This window comes from Geodermatophilus sp. SYSU D00696 (assembly GCF_054050235.1).
This window is the reverse complement of sequence record NZ_JBJGYY010000037.1, coordinates 13941-27924: the sequence shown is the minus strand read 5'-3', so window position 1 is coordinate 27924 and position 13984 is coordinate 13941. Positions and strand designations below refer to the sequence as shown.

Annotated in this window: 18 protein-coding genes; 5 read left to right on the top strand and 13 right to left on the bottom strand. The window is 76.4% G+C overall.

The annotated features are described in order from the left end of the window. Positions 1 to 5 precede the first annotated feature (5 nt). The 4 genes from ACI79O_RS19585 to ACI79O_RS19570 form a co-directional block, all read right to left on the bottom strand. Positions 6 to 935 (bottom strand): pilus assembly protein TadG-related protein, encoded by a 930-nt coding sequence (locus ACI79O_RS19585; RefSeq protein WP_456893174.1) that lies wholly within the window; start codon positions 933 to 935, stop codon positions 6 to 8. A 233-nt stretch (positions 936 to 1168) separates the two neighbouring features. After that, positions 1169 to 1558 carry a TadE/TadG family type IV pilus assembly protein gene (locus ACI79O_RS19580; protein ID WP_456875428.1) on the bottom strand — a complete coding sequence of 130 codons (390 nt, stop codon included), beginning with the start codon at positions 1556 to 1558 and terminating at the stop codon, positions 1169 to 1171. Between the two features lie 110 nt (positions 1559 to 1668). Further along, positions 1669 to 1878, bottom strand: coding sequence for a Flp family type IVb pilin (locus ACI79O_RS19575; RefSeq protein WP_456891967.1), 210 nt, complete (start codon positions 1876 to 1878; stop codon positions 1669 to 1671). 212 nt (positions 1879 to 2090) lie between these two features. Then, positions 2091 to 2774 carry a prepilin peptidase gene (locus tag ACI79O_RS19570; protein ID WP_456891965.1) on the bottom strand — a complete coding sequence of 228 codons (684 nt, stop codon included), beginning with the start codon at positions 2772 to 2774 and terminating at the stop codon, positions 2091 to 2093. A gap of 341 nt (positions 2775 to 3115) precedes the next feature. On the opposite strand from ACI79O_RS19570, the gene ACI79O_RS19565 reads away from it, so the two are divergent. Beyond that, positions 3116 to 3382, top strand: coding sequence for a DUF1905 domain-containing protein (locus ACI79O_RS19565; RefSeq protein WP_456914961.1), 267 nt, complete (start codon positions 3116 to 3118; stop codon positions 3380 to 3382). A 124-nt stretch (positions 3383 to 3506) separates the two neighbouring features. Here ACI79O_RS19565 and ACI79O_RS19560 read toward each other — a convergent pair whose 3' ends face one another. The 3 genes from ACI79O_RS19560 to ACI79O_RS19550 all read right to left on the bottom strand — a co-directional run bounded on the left by ACI79O_RS19560 (position 3507) and on the right by ACI79O_RS19550 (position 5529). Next, positions 3507 to 4244 carry a hypothetical protein gene (locus tag ACI79O_RS19560; protein WP_456914960.1) on the bottom strand — a complete coding sequence of 246 codons (738 nt, stop codon included), beginning with the start codon at positions 4242 to 4244 and terminating at the stop codon, positions 3507 to 3509. A 155-nt stretch (positions 4245 to 4399) separates the two neighbouring features. Further along, positions 4400 to 5041: an SIMPL domain-containing protein gene (locus tag ACI79O_RS19555; protein ID WP_456914959.1), complete on the bottom strand. Its 642-nt coding sequence runs from the start codon at positions 5039 to 5041 to the stop codon at positions 4400 to 4402. Next, positions 5038 to 5529: a hypothetical protein gene (locus ACI79O_RS19550; protein WP_456891957.1), complete on the bottom strand. Its 492-nt coding sequence runs from the start codon at positions 5527 to 5529 to the stop codon at positions 5038 to 5040. Before ACI79O_RS19550 ends, ACI79O_RS19555 begins: the two co-directional genes overlap by 4 nt. 178 nt (positions 5530 to 5707) lie before the next feature. Here ACI79O_RS19550 and ACI79O_RS19545 point away from each other — a divergent pair, with 178 nt between their 5' ends. Further along, entirely contained in the window at positions 5708 to 6661 is a 954-nt protein-coding gene (locus ACI79O_RS19545; protein WP_456891955.1) for an ABC transporter substrate-binding protein, read from the top strand. Beyond that, positions 6654 to 7094 (top strand): hypothetical protein, encoded by a 441-nt coding sequence (locus tag ACI79O_RS19540; protein WP_456914958.1) that lies wholly within the window; start codon positions 6654 to 6656, stop codon positions 7092 to 7094. Before ACI79O_RS19545 ends, ACI79O_RS19540 begins: the two co-directional genes overlap by 8 nt. Here ACI79O_RS19540 and ACI79O_RS19535 read toward each other — a convergent pair. Genes ACI79O_RS19535 through ACI79O_RS19525 form a run of 3 tightly spaced genes read right to left on the bottom strand, consistent with a single transcriptional unit; the run spans position 7043 to position 9814 of the window. Then, positions 7043 to 8500, bottom strand: coding sequence for a protein adenylyltransferase SelO (locus ACI79O_RS19535; protein WP_456914957.1), 1458 nt, complete (start codon positions 8498 to 8500; stop codon positions 7043 to 7045). The two genes, ACI79O_RS19540 and ACI79O_RS19535, sit on opposite strands and share 52 nt — an antisense overlap. 35 nt (positions 8501 to 8535) lie before the next feature. Beyond that, entirely contained in the window at positions 8536 to 8919 is a 384-nt protein-coding gene (locus ACI79O_RS19530) for a hypothetical protein (protein WP_456891950.1), read from the bottom strand. 58 nt (positions 8920 to 8977) lie between these two features. Continuing rightward, positions 8978 to 9814 carry an alpha/beta hydrolase gene (locus ACI79O_RS19525; RefSeq protein WP_456891948.1) on the bottom strand — a complete coding sequence of 279 codons (837 nt, stop codon included), beginning with the start codon at positions 9812 to 9814 and terminating at the stop codon, positions 8978 to 8980. A gap of 187 nt (positions 9815 to 10001) precedes the next feature. On the opposite strand from ACI79O_RS19525, the gene ACI79O_RS19520 reads away from it, so the two are divergent. Next, positions 10002 to 10898, top strand: a complete 897-nt coding sequence (locus tag ACI79O_RS19520; RefSeq protein ID WP_456891946.1) for a helix-turn-helix transcriptional regulator — start codon at positions 10002 to 10004, stop codon at positions 10896 to 10898. A gap of 18 nt (positions 10899 to 10916) precedes the next feature. Here the strand turns inward: ACI79O_RS19520 and ACI79O_RS19515 are convergent, their stop codons facing one another. After that, positions 10917 to 12317, bottom strand: coding sequence for a TonB-dependent receptor (locus ACI79O_RS19515; RefSeq protein WP_456891945.1), 1401 nt, complete (start codon positions 12315 to 12317; stop codon positions 10917 to 10919). A gap of 174 nt (positions 12318 to 12491) precedes the next feature. Between ACI79O_RS19515 and ACI79O_RS19510 the strand changes: the two genes are divergently transcribed. Next, complete coding sequence (locus ACI79O_RS19510; protein WP_456891944.1) at positions 12492 to 12632, top strand: hypothetical protein; 141 nt, start codon at positions 12492 to 12494, stop codon at positions 12630 to 12632. A gap of 88 nt (positions 12633 to 12720) precedes the next feature. Here the strand turns inward: ACI79O_RS19510 and ACI79O_RS19505 are convergent, their stop codons facing one another. Further along, the gene (locus tag ACI79O_RS19505; protein ID WP_456891942.1) at positions 12721 to 13353 is read right to left on the bottom strand and encodes a hypothetical protein; all 633 of its coding nucleotides are present in this window, start codon (positions 13351 to 13353) and stop codon (positions 12721 to 12723) included. 50 nt (positions 13354 to 13403) lie between these two features. Then, positions 13404 to 13922 (bottom strand): nitroreductase family deazaflavin-dependent oxidoreductase, encoded by a 519-nt coding sequence (locus ACI79O_RS19500; RefSeq protein WP_456891941.1) that lies wholly within the window; start codon positions 13920 to 13922, stop codon positions 13404 to 13406. Between the last annotated feature and the right edge of the window lie 62 nt (positions 13923 to 13984).

Sequence of the window (13984 nt, the reverse complement as noted above, 5' to 3'; positions counted from 1 at the left end):
AGCCCCTATCGGACGAGTCGGAGGACCCAGGCACCCATCTGCGGGGCCTCGGAGTCGTAGTGGAAGGCCTCGCCGAGCTCGACGAAGCGGGTGAAGTAGCCGGTGACGCAGCGGTCGCTGCCGCCGCACGGCTTCGGGTCGGTGCTGAACTGGCCGCCCAGGTGGAACCCGGTCAGCCGGAAGGCGGCGTAGCCGTAGACCCGGTACCAGGCGTTGCTGCCGGTGCCGCCGTACTCGTCGAAGATCGGCAGCAGCACGGTCCGCCCCAGCCAGGCGGAGAAGTCCTGGGGCGAGCACCCCGACGGCGGCGTGTTGCCCGTCGAGGAGTACGAGCGCTCGTCGACGGCGCTGGAGGCGCGGCACCGGCCCGGGTCGCTGACCAGGTAGCCGAAGCCGCCGGGCACGAAGTTGTCCGACGGCCCGGTGCAGTCCTCGGGCGTGTCCGAGGACTTGGTCAGGTAGATGGTGCGCGCCGTGGTGCCCGAGGGCAGCCCGCCGCCGGTCTGCTGGCTGAACTCGCACCAGCTGAAGGTCAGCGGCAGGACGGCGGTGCCGCGGCTGGGACCGCCCCACGCCACGGTGGCGGTGGCCGAGACCTCGGTCGCGTCGTGGCCGATCACGGGAGCGAACCAGTGCTCCTGCGGCGCCCGCCCGGCGACGGTGACCCGGTTCGGGTTCGACGCCAGGACCGGCGGATCGGCGGTGGCGTCGCCGAGGTTGGCGTCGACCATGGCCTGGGCGGTGGCCTGCATGTCGCCGCAGGCGCCCTTGGCGCAGTCGGCCGCGACGGCGAGCGCGGCGGCGTCGGCGGCGACCTGGAGCCGGGCCCGCTCCGCGTAGAGGGCGCCGACGTCGACGGCGATGGCGGTGAAGCCGAGCATCGGCACGAGGAGCAGCACCAGGAGCACCGCCGAGGCGCCGTGCTCGCCGGCCATGCGCCGGCGGAGGAGGGAGCGCCGGGGGGCAGGTGAGGTGCTGGAACGGCCCCTCCGCAGGGCCCCGCTGCGAGCCTGCGAGTCGCGGGGGGCAGGTGAGGTGCTGGAACGGCCCCTCCGCAGGGCCCCGCTGCGAGCCTGCGAGTCGCGGGGGGCAGGTGAGGTGCTGGAACGGCCCCTCCGCAGGGCCCCGCTGCGAGCCTGCGAGTGGCGGGGGGCGGAGGGGTCCTTCGTCAGCCGTTGCACCGCATGACCCCCGTCCCGGTCAGGTCGATGCTCGCGCCGAAGAAGTCGGTGAGGAACGGCATCGGGTAGTCGACGGTCACGCGCACGTTCGCCGTCCCCGTGGGAGGGCACGCGGCCGGCGTGACGGTGATCTGGCCGTTGGTGATGGCAGGGTCGAGGGTCGGGGCGGCGGCGCGGACGGCGTTGCGGGCCGCGGCCGGGTCGTTCTGCAGGGCCATGGCCCGCGCGCCCTCACGGGCGGCGGCGGTCAGGGTGCCCTGCACCTGGAACGCGTGCCCGAACTCGGCGATGCCGAGCACCAGGACGAGCAGCACCGGCAGGATCAGCGCGAACTCCACGACACTCGCGCCGCGCTCGTCGCGCACTCGACTGCGCACCGGTCCCCCACCTCCTCCGCTGGTCGTCGTCGCCGTGCTCGGGGACCGAGTACGGCGCGGCGCAGTGGCCCCGGGGGGACGGGGCCACTGCGCCGTGGGTGGAGCCGGGATCACTCGCCGGCGTTCTCCAGCTCGCCGCCGATCTCGGTGAACAGCGCCGAGAGCTGGTCCTCGAGGAGCATGACGGCGGCGATGATGGCGATCGCGATCAGGCCGACCATCAGGCCGTACTCGACGGCGGTGGCGCCCTTCTCCTCGCGGCGGACGCGGTCCTGGGCGAAGGAGAGCAGGGTGGCGAGGGCGGCGAACGGGTTCTGCACGGGGACTCCCTGGAGGGACGGTGCCGTCCGGCCGGGGTCGGTCGACCCGGCGTCGCGGCGGACACCAGGGGTGTCGGTCCGCAGAAACGCCGGCTTGAGCACCTTCCACCGGATCGGGCGACGCCGGTCCTCCTGACGGGGCAGCCGGACGGGCCGGTGTCACGCGCCGTGACCGGTCGCGGCCCCTTCAGTGCAGCGGTGCGGGGGGGTGCTCAGGACAGCAGCGCTGGAGCCCCGGCCACGAGCGCGGCCCCGACGAGCAGGGCGGGGCCGAAGGGCAACTCGGCGCGCAGGCCGATGCGACGGGCCGCCAGCAGCCCGAGGGCCAGCACCGCCTGGATGAGGAACCCGGCGAAGAGGCCGACGACCACGTGCGGCCAACCCAGCCACCCGAGGTACAGCCCGAGGACGGCACCCAGCTTGACGTCCCCCATCCCCATGCCGGCCGGCGAGACGAGCGCCATCGCCAGCAGGACGCCGAACACCGCGGCGGAGGCCAGCAGCGCCCGCAGCAGCGCCGGCCACTCCCCCTCGAGCGCAGCGGCACCGGTGAGCAGGACCGCGCCGGTGACCAGCGTCGGCAGGACCACCCGGTTGGGCAGCAGCCGCTCGCGCAGGTCGATGACGCCGAGCAGAACCCCGGCGGCAGCCAGCCAGAGCCAGGCCGCCAGCTCCGCCGTCGGCCCGAAGCGCAGCGCGGCGAGCACGAACAGCGCCGCCGTCGCCACCTCCAGCAGGCCCCGGGGGGCCGCTCCCCCGCGCCCGCCGAGGACCGCGCCGACGGTCGCCGGCCGCGGCCACGGGAAGCGGGCGGCCGCACGGTCGACCAGGTGACCGGTCGCCGCGCCGGCGAGGCCCGCGACGGCCAGCGCGGCGACCTCCACGGGGGCGGTCACCGGGCGGTCCGACGGCGGGGAGCGGGCACGGCCAGCACGGTGACACAGCCGCGCCGGCGGCCCGCCCCTCCCCGCCGCGGAGGCACCCCCACGGGGGAAGTCCACCGTGCGGCTTCCCTTAAGGCCGGGCAGGATCGACCGATCCCCTCCCCGCGACCAGATACGTGGCGCGCCGCGTGCCGGGGACCTCCCGCTGGCCTCTCGCCGTGGCCGCCGGCGCGCTCGCGGTGTCCGCGACGGGCGTCGGCTCGCCGTCGGCCGCGCGAGGCGACGGTGTGGCGGGCGATCACGGCGTCACTGCTGTGCACCGCCGTGTCGTCCCCCTGCGGCAGGCTGCGCCCGTGCCCTTCGACGCGACGCTTGTGCGCTGGCCCGGTGCGGCCGGCTGGGTCTTCGCCCCAGTGCCGCCCGAGCACGCCCCCGACCACGCCGGCGCGTTCGGCCGGGTCCCGGTGACCGCCACGGTCGACGGGCGGACCTGGTCGACCAGCGTGTGGCGCGACCGGGAGGCCGGCTGGCTGCTGCCCGTCCCGGCGCGCGTGCGCCGCGGCAAGGACGACGGCGACCTCGTCACTGTCGCCGTCGAGGTGGACCCCACCCGCCTGTGACAGCGCTGTGCCGGCTCATTCCGCACTCTGCCGGCTCGATCGCGACCGCAGATTGCGGAAGGAGCCGGCAGAGGGACCGCCGGCCGACGCGAGAACCGCCTGCGAGTCCGCGCCGCGGGCCGGCTCAGCGGCCGTACCGGACGACGAGCAGACCGTCGTCGCACTCGGTCAACCGCCCACCGGCGGCGGCCATGGCCTCGGCGACCCGGGCCAGCCGCTCGTAGGCCGCGGCGGCGTCGGCCAGCGTGGCCGCCCGGTCGGCCGCGTGCCGGAAGGTCAGCGCCTCGACCGTGCGGACCAGTGCGCCGTCGACCACCGCGTGCACCCGCAGGGCGCCACGCTCGGCCACGAGGTCGAGCCCGGGGCCGACCCGGGCGGGCACCAGGGCCCATCGCCGCAGTCCGGCCTGGTCCGCGGACACCTGGTGTCCCAGCTCCGCGAGCACCTCCGCCCCGACGGCGGGACCGGCGAGCTGGTGCGGTCCCCCACCGGTCCAGGACAGCACCGGCGTGCGCGGGACCGCCGCGAGGTCGAGCACCTCGTCCCCGGGCACCGGCGGCTCGTCGACGAGACGGACCCGCCGGCCCGTCAGCGGCGGGGCCTCCCCGGTCCCGGGTGGGACGGCAGCGGCGCCCCGGGCCCGTTCGCGGCGGGACGGCCGGGTGGCGAGCAGGTGGCCGTCGCGCAGCGGCTGCGCCAGGGTCCAGCCGGCGGCGTGGGCGGCCCGCAGCTCGGCGGCCAGCGCGGCCAGCCGCGGAGCCACGTCGGCCAGCGAGGCGACGTCGTCGAGCTGCCAGCGGTGCACGGTCTCGTGCCGGGAGCCCGGCCAGGGCGAGGGCGGGCGGGTGGTGGGAGCGGTCATGGCGTCCTCGCGCGAGCGCCTCGCGGGCCCCGCGGGGTGCCGGCAGTGGGCTGCCGGGCCGGCGTGGGGTCCCGCGGCGCGCGTCGCGGGTCGGGGCCGGCGGGTGTCCCCGGACGGGGGCCGGCGCCGACCGCACCGATCATGGCACGCCCGGCTCAGTCGTCCAGCGCGTAGGTGGCCTCGACGACGGCCGACACCGTCACGTCCCGCGGGTCGAGCTGCAGGCCCGGCCCGGCCTCCGCGGAGCCCCGCGCCACGACGGCCATCGCCTCGGGGACCGCGGCCGACGACAGCCCGGCGTCGGCCAGCTCGAGCAGCGGGCCGAGTCCCCGGCCGACGGCGTCGGCGAGGTCGGTGGCGGCCTCCCGGGCGGCGTCGACGGCGGCGCGGCGGACCGCCCGGCGGGCCACGGCCGGGTCGTCGAGCTCCCACCCGACGCCGCCGATGCCGGCACCGGCGGCCGCGACGACCTCGGCCAGCGCCTCCGCGGCGGCGGCGTCGGCGTGCACCGAGCCGGCCACGGTCGCCTCCCACCCGGCCGGCTGGTGCCGACCGGCGCCGGGGTCCCAGGCGAACCGCTCGTGCACCGCCACCCGGGACAGCACCACCCGGCGCACCCCGTCGGCGGCCGCGAGCGCCTCGCGCAGCCGCGCGGCCACCCGCGACGCCTCGTCGAGCGCCGTCTGGCGGCTGTCCGGGGACACCGCGCTCGCCGACACCGCGAGGACCGCGACCTCGGGCGGGTGGTCGGCGGTGGCCTCACCGCGCACGCGGACGACGGCGCGCGGCGCGCTCACCCGCGGGGTCCGGCCCCCACCGGAGCCGCCAGCGCCGCCTCGTAGCAGCCGTGCAGCAGGTCGAGCCGCTCCAGCAACCGGGTGACCCACGCCGCCGACGTGCTCACCGGCGCCGGCTCGTGCATGAGCGACCAGAACAGCCGGTCCACGGCCCCGGCGTCCGCCCACCGCCGCTCCTCGGGCGACAGCGGGGCGCCGACGTCGGCCACGACCCGCCGGGCGACGTCGCGCCGCAGCCGCCCGGCGTCGGCGGAGACGAGGCCGATGGCGCGGCCCAGCAGGGGCAGCAGGCGCGGCCGGTCGGCGGCGGAGAGCACGTCGTTGGCGTGGCGCAGGACCGCGGCCAGCTCGCCGTCGACGCACCGCGGCGCGTCGCTGAACGGCTCGCCGGCCAGCAGCGAGGTGTACTCGAGGAAGCAGGCGCCGCGCTCGGGGCTGCGGTGCCTGCCCCGGCTGAGCACCGGCAGCGAGTCCGGGATCCGATGCATGGTCAGCGCCCCTTCCGCCGGTGTCCGGCCGCCCGAGCGTAGGTCCCGGAGGACGCCGCGAACAGCCGCCGTGGACCCGCCGGTGGCCGGAGGACGGCCGGGTAGCGGATCGAGAACGTCCCCGGCCGACCGGCGACGGCACTTGTGAGGCAAGCCTTCCCTCACCTATGACTAGCCGGTGCCCCTCCGTACCCGCACCGCCGGCTGCGCCGCCGGCCTCCTGGTCCTCGCCGCGTGCAGCTCCGAGCCCGACGCCTCCGCCTCCTCCGGAGCCGCGAGCGGATCGGCGACCGACGACCAGGTCGTGCTCGCCCTCGACGACTTCGCCGCGATGCACGCACTCACCCTCGGCGTGGAACCCGACCTCGTGCTGGAGGTCTTCGAGTACGAGTCGACGTCGGCGGTGTTCGACGACGTCGGCCTCGACACCCGGCCCTACGGGTCCGAGCTCGACCTCGAGGCGGTGGCCGCCGCCTCCCCGGACGTGGTCATCGGCGTCTCCATCCCGACGACGGCCTCGGTCGAGTCGCAGCTCGACGCCATCGCCCCCACCACGGTGGTCGACTACACCGCCGGCTGGGACGAGCAGCTGTCCACCGTCGCCGAGGCGCTGGGCCGCGAGGACGAGGCCGCGCAGATCCGGGAGGGACTGCAGGAGGCCACGGCCGACCTCGCCGCCGACCTCGACGCGGCCGGGCTGGCGGGCTCGGTGACCTCCGTCGTCGGCGACAACGGCGGCTTCTTCTCCCCGCCCGCCGCCACCGCCGTCGGCTCGGTGCTGACCGGGGTGGGCCTGGCCCGCCCGCCCGCGCAGGAGCAGCCGGGCGACCCGGCCAGCCCGTTCGTCACCTTCACCGCCGAGACCCTGCCCGACCACGACGGCGACGCGCTCTTCCTCCTCTCCGGCGGCCCGTACCTCACCGACGGCCTCACCGGGTCGCCGCTGTGGCCGGGGCTGCGGGCGGTGCAGGCCGGCGCGGTGCACGAGGTCAGCGGCGAGACGTGGCTGTCGGCGTCGGCCTTCTCCGTGGGCTGGGTGCTCGACGACCTGCGCGCCGCGCTGCTCGGCGAGGGCGAGCCGGCCACGACCGACCAGGCGCCGGCCCGCTTCGCGGAGTTCACCGGTGCCTGAGCCGGACACCTCGTCGGCCACCTGGGACGGCGCGGTGCTGCACCTGGCCCTCGTCGGGCGGCTGACGGCGGCCGACGTCGACCTGGTCGCGGGCGCGCTGCGCTCCGCCGGCGGACGCGTCGGCGTGGTGCTCGACCGGCGGCGGCTCGGCGCCCCCACCGCGGAGGGCCGCGCGGCGCTGGAGCGCTGGGCCGCGGAGGAGCTGCCCGCGCACGTCCCGGCGATCGCCGCGTGGGCCGACGTGTTCGACGAGCGCCGCTACCGCTCGCTCACCCGCGACGGGCAGGACGAGGGCCACGGGCCGGGGTACCCCCAGCGGACCTTCGCCGACCACGACGCCGCGCTCGCCTGGGTGCGCGCCGCCCTCGACGCCGCGAGCGGTCAGGTGCCGCAGAAGGTGACGTACGGGCCGCCGGGGCCGGGCTCGGCGTAGCGCTCCAGACCGGGGCGCTCCTCGAACGGACGGCCGACCACCTCGACCAGCCGCTCGACCGGGCCGATGTCACCGGCGGTCGCGGCGTCCAGCGCCTCCTCGACGAGGTGGTTGCGCGGGACGTAGACGGGGTTGACCCGGTCCATCGCGTCGGCGTCGGGCCCCACCGCCCGCCACCGCTCGAGCCACGCGTCGACCGCGGCGAGGTCGAGCACCAGGCCGCGCGCCGGCTCGGCGTCGCCGCGGGCGGCCGCGGACAGCCGCCGCGCGAAGCCGGTCAGGTCGACGCGGTGCGTCTGCAGCAGGTCGAGCAGGTCGTCGACCAGCGCGGTGGCGACGGCGTCGTCGAGCCCCTCGGGCAGGCCGAGCTTGGCCCGCCAGCCGGCCGCGAGGGCGGCGTCGTAGGCGGGGCGGAACCGGTGCAGCGCCTCGACGGCGAGCGCGACGGCCTGCTCCTGGTCGTCGGCGAACAGCGGCAGCATCGCCTCGGCCAGCCGGGCGAGGTCCCACTCGGCCGCGAGCGGCTGGTTGCCGAAGCGGTAGCGCCCGCCCTGGTCGACGGAGCTGTACCAGGCGTTCGGGTCGTAGCCCTCCATGAACGCGCACGGCCCGAAGTCGATCGTCTCGCCGGAGATCGTCATGTTGTCGGTGTTCATGACGCCGTGCACGAACCCCACGAGCATCCACCGCGCCACCAGGGAGGCCTGCGCCGCGACGACGGCCTCGAACAGCGCGAGGTACCGGTTGCCGGCGTCGGCGCAGGCGGGGTGGTGCCGGCTGATCGCCACGTCGGCCAGGCGGCGGAGCAGGCCGTCGTCGCCGGTGGCCCGGGCGTACTGGAAGCTGCCCACCCGCAGGTGGCTGGCGGCCACCCGGGCCAGGACGGCGCCGGGCAGCAGCGTCTCCCGGCGGACGGGCCGTCCGATCGCGACGACGGCGAGCGAGCGGGTGGTCGGGATGCCGAGAGCGTGCATCGCCCGGCTGACGACGTACTCGCGCAGCATCGGCCCGACGGCGGCCAGCCCGTCGCCGCCGCGGGAGAACGGCGTGCGCCCCGAGCCCTTGAGGTGCAGGTCGTGCAGCCGGCCCGCGGTGTCGACGAGCTCGCCGAGGAGCAGCGCCCGCCCGTCCCCCAGGCGCGGGTTGTAGTAGCCGAACTGGTGGCCGGCGTAGGCCTGCGCCACCGGGTGCGCACCCTCGGGGACGGCGGTGCCGGTGAGCAGGCCGATCCCCTCGGGACCGCGCAGCGCGGCGGGGTCGAGACCGAGCTCGGCGGCGAGGTCCTCGTCGAGCACCAGCAGCCGCGGATCGGGCACCTCCGCCGCCTGCCAGGCGACCGCCATCTCCGGCAGCTCGCGGGCGAACCGGTCGTGCAGGGTGACGGTCAGGGCGGGGGCGACGCTCATCCTCGCCAATGTACGAGCGTCCGTGGGCGGCCGCGTCAGCCGCGGAGCAGACCCGAGAGGCGGTCCTGGGCATGGCCGACCAGGGAGCGCACGAGCCGCGTGGCGCGCGGGCGGGCGGGCAGCCGCGACTCGACGGCGGCCAGCCGGGTCTCGAGGGCGACGACGTCGGCGACGACGTCGCCCTCCCGCGGGGGCTCCGCCGGCCGGGCCGCCAGCCGGGCCAGCCCGTCCGACAGCGCGGCCACCAGGCCGGAGACCTCCTCCGGCCGCAGCTTGACGGTGCCGACGCAGAGGTCGTCGCGCCAGACGCTCAGGTTGAGCAGGCCCTGCTCCGGGTGGGTGGAGACGCGCAGGGCGCGGCTGCGGTCCCGCGCGTCCCAGACCCACCGACCCGGCTTCGGCAGTGCGATCACCGTCATCCCGCCATGATCGACGGGATCGGCCCGCGCGGCCAGCAGGACCACCGCGCCGGTCCCGTCACTGGGCGCCGGCCACCTCCGGCCGCGGACCCGTGGCGTGCGCCAGCGCCCAGTCGAGGACCTCGTCGGCGATCCGCTCCCACCCCTCCTGGGCCGGCAGCAGGTGGGCGTAGCCCGGGTAGTCGCGCACCTCGGTCACCGTGTCACCGCGGTAGTGCCGGGCGTTCGAGCGCTGGATGGCCGGCGGCATGATGTGGTCCTCCCCGCCGGAGCCGAACAGCAGCGGCGGCCGGGCCGGGTTGGCGTAGTCGACGTGCGCGTCCTGCGGGCCGGGCATGAGGTTGGCGAGCACGGAGTTCCACAGGATCCGGCCGGACGCCGGGACGTGGTAGCGCCGGTAGAGCGCCCGCGACTCCTCCTCGGAGAAGGTGTTCGTGAACGCGTAGTGCCACTGCTCCTCGGTGAGCCCGACGGCGCGGTGCCGGTTGGCCGGGTTCTTGAACACCGTCCAGGTGGAGCGCAGCTGCGACAGCGGCAGCAGCTTCACCCCCTCGGTCGGCGCCGAGTTCAGCGCCACCCCCACGGCACCCAGACCGCGGTCGAGCAGCAGCTGGGTGAGCGTGCCGCCGGCGGAGTGGCCGATCAGGACCGGCGGCCGCTCCACCCCGCGGACGACGGCGGCCAGGTGCTCGACGATCGCCGGCAGGGTGAGCTCGGCGATCGGCGTCGGGTCGGCGTTGAGCGCCTCCACCTCGACCTCGAAGCCGGGGTAGCCGGGGGTGAGGACGCGGAACCCGCGCTGCTCGTAGTGGGTCTTCCAGTTCTCCCAGCTGCGCGGGGTCACCCAGAAGCCGTGGATCAGGACGATGGTGTCCGGTGCGGTCGGCGTGGTCACGGTCGCTCCCTCGGGATGGTGGCCGGTCAGCGGGGAGCCTGGCAGCGGGCCCGGCCGGTGACGGGTCCCTGCGTGCACGACTCCGGTCCCTGCCCGCATCCCCGGGCGGGTTCCGATCACCGCGGGCCTCTGCCAGGCTCGGCGGCGTCCACGGGGGACGTCAGCTGCGCGACGCCCAGGGACGGCGATGCTGCTCTCCGAGACCATCCCGCTGCCCCGCGCCGGGCACCGCGGGGAGCCCGCGGCGGTGCCGGGGAGGCTGCAGGCGTTCCCCTTCGGGACGACGGTGCTGCTGACCACCGGCGCGACCCGCCCGGGCCCGGTCCGCGGCCGGCCGCACGAGGCGCGAGACGGCACCTCCCTGGTCGCCCTGGTCTTCCCGCACCGCGCCCCGGACGGGTCCGGCCGGCCCGGGCACGGGACGCCGGTCGAGGGCGGTGACCTGGAGCTGGTCGACCCGGCCACGCCCGCCGGGTCCGCCCGGGTCACCGGCGGGCGGTCCGGCGCGCTGCTGGTCCCCCTCGACCGGCTCGGCCTGCCCGTCGACGTCGTCCGCCGCGCGGCCCCCCGGCTGCGCACCAGCGCACTGCACGGGCTGGTGCGCGCGCACCTGCAGTGGCTCGCCGACGACGCGGCCGGGCTGTCGGCCGACCCCGGCGCGGCGGCCCTCGGCGGCGCGACCGTCGAGCTGGTGCGCGCGCTCGTCCTGTCCGCCGCCGGCGACGACCGGCCCGACCCCCCGGCGCCGGAGGACCCCCTGGTGACCCGGGTCCGGGCGCACGTCGCCCGCTACTCGACCGACCCCGACCTCACGCCGGACGCCGTCGCCCGCGCGCACGGGGTCTCGGTCCGCCACCTGTACAAGGCCCTCGCCGCGGCCGGAGTCAGCCTCGAGCAGGAGGTGATCGCCCAGCGGCTGGAGGCCGCGCGGACCCGGCTGGCCTCGCCCGCCGGGCGGCAGCGGTCGATCGCCGCCACCGCACGGTCCTGCGGCTTCGCCGACCCCAGCCACTTCGCCCGGCGGTTCCGCCGCGCCTACGGCACCAGCCCGCGGGAGTGGCAGCGGACCGCCGTTGCCCGCTGACCGGTCCCCGCCGCGTGGTCAGCGGTCGCGCCGGTAGCCGAAGAAGCCGCGCTGCTTGATGACCTCGCAGACCTCCGGCGGGACCATCGACTCCCAGCCCTCGTCGTCGGTGGGGATCCGCTTGAGCACGTCCCGGCTGAGGATCGGCAGGTACTCGGGCTTGTACCGGTCCAGGTGCACGAAGCTGCCCCGCTGCGCCAGGTAGTCGTAGAGCGGCTGCAGCTGCCCGCCGATCGAGACGGTCTCGACCGTGGTGACCTCGCCGTCGCGGAGCATCGGGTAGACGAACAGCCGGAGCTCGTTCTTGAACAGGCGGCCGAAGCTCTCCAGGATGCCGCCCGGCAGGTCGGCGTGGCTGGCCTCGTCGAAGAGGTCCAGCAGGCTCGGCAGGCCCATGACCATGCCGATCCGGCCGTCGGTGCGCCAGGCGAGGTAGGCGGCGAGCCGGTGGTAGGCCACGTAGTCGGAGATGAGCACCGTCATCCCGCAGGCGGCCAGCAGGTCGGCGCGGGCGAGGAAGTCACGGCGGTCGACGACATCACCGCCGGCGCGCAGGTTGGCCATCGTCAGCTCGGTGAGCAGCAGGACGTCGCGTCCGGCGACCGCGGGGTCGGCCTCGAACTCGGCCCGGGCCGCCTCCAGCATGTCGATGTTGACCACCGTGGGCGGGCGGAAGCTGCCCCGCTCGACCAGGATCGCCTTCTTGCGCAGCACCTCGCTGGGCTGCAGCACCCGCCGGTCGGGGCCGAACATCGCCGCCCCGCTGAGCCCGACCTGCACGAGCTTGAGCGCCATGACCCGGTTGTCGACCGTCCGGAACTCGATCCCGGACAGCTCGATCATGTCGATCTCGATCCGGCCGGTGGTGAGCTGGTCGAGGAGGCTCTCGACCAGGCGCTCGGGCTCGTGGTGGTGGAAGAACGCCGCGTGCAGCAGGTTCACGCCCACCACGCCCAGCGCCTCCTGCTGCTGGGGCGCCTCGTCGTCGAGCATCCGCACGTGGACGACGACCTGGCTGGGCTCGTCGCGGGGGTGGGACTGGAACTTCACGCCCATCCAGCCGTGGCACTCGTTCCCGCCCCGGTAGCTGCGCGCCACGACCGTGTCGGCGAAGGCGAAGAAGGCGGTGTCGTCGCCGCGCTGGTCCCCCAGGCGGTCGAGGTTGAGCTGGAACTCGTGGTCCAGCATCGCCTGCAGGCGTCCCTTGGAGACGTAGCGCTCGCTCTTGCCGTAGACGGCGTCACTGACCGCCATGTCGTACGCCGACATCGTCTTGGCCACGGTGCCGGCCGCGCCGCCGGCCCGGAAGAACCACCGGGCGACCTCCTGGCCGGCACCGATCTCCGCGATCGTGCCGTACCAGCGGGGGTCGAGGTTGATCTGCAGTGCCTTCTGCAGGGTGTCGACGCCGGCGTCCATCGCGGGCTCCCGTCCTCACCAGGGTGGCGGCGAGCGTAGTCCCCGGCGCACCGCCGGGCACCCGGACCGGACGGCGGACGCGAGGCCCTCGCCCTGCGGGAGCGCCGACGGGCGAGGAGTCCCGTCGGGAACCCGCACCGTGCCCCGCCGGGGCCCCGGGAGACGAGGAAACCCATGAGCACTCCGACCAGGAACTCGGTCTGGCGGCGGATGCCGATCGACCAGATGGAGGGGATCGAGGAGGAGACCGGCGGCGTCCTCCACCCGGAGGGCGGCTGGGCGCTCCGCCGAACGGACCCTCGTCCTCCGCGGTGAGTCGAGCAGCATCGTCGGGACGCCGTCGGCCAGGTCACCGAGCGCGGCACGCTCGGCTGAGCCTCGGGCCGGCCTTCGCGCGGCGATCTCAGGGGCGCAGCGCCTGGCTCTCCCGGTAGGACCGGTCGCGCACGGAGCGGAAGAGCGCGACCGGCTGCAGGTCGTCGGCGCCCAGGGTCGGCGCGAAGCGCAGGTGCTCGGCCCGGTCGCCGGACACCGCCGGTCCCGGGGTGAGGTGCCCCCACCGTGCCCAGCCGCCGGTGAGCGTCGCGGCGAGGAGCTCCCACCCGGTGCCGGTCCCGTCGTCGCGCGCCCCGAGCAGGACCAGCCGGCCGCTGCCGGTGCGGTAGGGCAGCACGGAGGAGAACGTCCGGCCCAGCGGCGCGGGCAGGAACAGGTGGCGCAGTCCGGGCGGGCCGCCGGCGGTGTTGACCAGCACGTCGAGCGGGCCGCCGGCCCGGCCCAGCCCGTCGAAGCGGACGGCGAGGCCGACGACGTCGGGCAGCGGCTCGGGCAGCCCGGCCCCGCGCGAGCGGCGGACGACGACGTCGTGGCGGCCCGCCTCGTCGAGGAGCCGGGCGCCCCAGGCACCGCCGCCCTCGGTCTCGACGGTCGCCATGAACGCCTCCCCGCGGGGGTGGAAGACCCGGGCGCCGCGCAGCGCTGTCCCCAGGGCGAGCGCGGACGCGGTGGCGGCACGGGGCAGGGAGAGCAGGTCCATGCCGCCCGGCTACCCGGCCGGGCGCGCGGTGACCCACCCCGCCGCGGGGCTCAGGCGGGCGCGAGGACGAAGACCCGCAGTCGCCGGCGGTCGCCGATGCGCCGGCGGTAGGCGGCGTAACCGCGGTAGAGCGGTGCCGCGTTGGCCATGACCTGCTCGACCTCGTCGTCGCCGGCCGGACGCGCGACGACCTCCACGGAGCGGTGGCGGTAGGTCACGGTGGCCCGCGGGTCGGCCTCCAGGTTGAGGACCCAGTCGGGCGTGGCCGGCTGGCCGAAGTTCGTCCCGACCAGCGCCAGGGTGTCGCGGTGCGGGACGGCGATGAGATGGGTGGTGCGCCGCCGTCCGGAGCGGCGGCCGGTGGTGGTGACGTCGACGACGGGCAGGCCGGCCAGGAGCTCGGGCGCGCTCGTGCGTCCCCGGCTGATCCGCCCGATCCAGTCGTCGACGGTGGGGAGCACCCGGGCGAAGACCCACGCACCCGGCCGTGACGCGACGACGGCCTGCGTCGCCCGCTGGACGGGGTTGGCGGGGTGGAACCCGTAGCCGAGGTCCCTCGCCAAACCCATGCCCTCAGCACAGCGCACCGGCGGCTCGCGCGGTGGTATGCCGGGTGCGGGAAGCCGTCGTC